General features: G+C 30.6%; 1 protein-coding gene. It reads right to left on the reverse strand.

The window, feature by feature from the left end:
• Window positions 1-68 precede the first annotated feature (68 nt).
• The gene (locus BFI01S_RS22085; protein WP_025911945.1) at window positions 69-518 is read right to left on the reverse strand and encodes an AraC family transcriptional regulator; all 450 of its coding nucleotides are present in this window, start codon (window positions 516-518) and stop codon (window positions 69-71) included.
• Between the last annotated feature and the right edge of the window lie 223 nt (window positions 519-741).

Raw genomic sequence — 741 nt, forward strand, 5'->3', positions numbered from 1 at the left:
AAACTGATGTTATTAAATAGATTTATATTTTCGTTTGTAAAATTCAGTAATTTTAGACACCCGGAAAGTCATGGTTTTATTGGGACACAAATTTCGCAATAATGGTTATTTACCATATCATAAGTGTATCTTTCCAAAATAGGCTTGTTATCAATTTGATATCCAGTACTTTGTACAGCTGTAAAAATTTCTGCATATGCTTTTTGGATATCTTCCGCAGTATGTTTGATTTCGTAAACAAGGTATTTACCACCAGAAATTTCACCTTCATAAATTGAATCATCCATTTGATAATCATTTGAAAGCACAATACAAGCATCATATCGACAGTTTTCAGGTAGTGTTGTCTCAGGGTTATCTTGCGGGACTGCAAAAATGATTGACGATTCAAAAAGATTTTTTTCTTTAGCCCATTTTTTTAACTTCTCCATTACTTCAATATTTGCAGAACCATATGAGCCAACTCGTCGTACATAAGCGATGCGATAGTTTGGAAGTGTTTCGACTTTAAATTTCATAGATTCTCTCTTCCCTTCTTCATTTATATTTGTTTGGTACATTTTGAATGTAGCATGCTTTAAAATTATTTACATTTGAATTTTTAAAATATTATTGTCCAGAAAATCACGAGTTTTGTAACATGTATCTAGCTTGTAAAATATTAACATGTTATCATTTTGATTAAAGGGCGCTTTTTAATTTTGTTCTGCAATCTGGGCCTTAAAGGAATAACATTTCTAA

This window comes from Cytobacillus firmus NBRC 15306 (genome assembly GCF_001591465.1).
GTDB lineage: Bacteria > Bacillota > Bacilli > Bacillales > Cytobacillaceae > Cytobacillus > Cytobacillus firmus.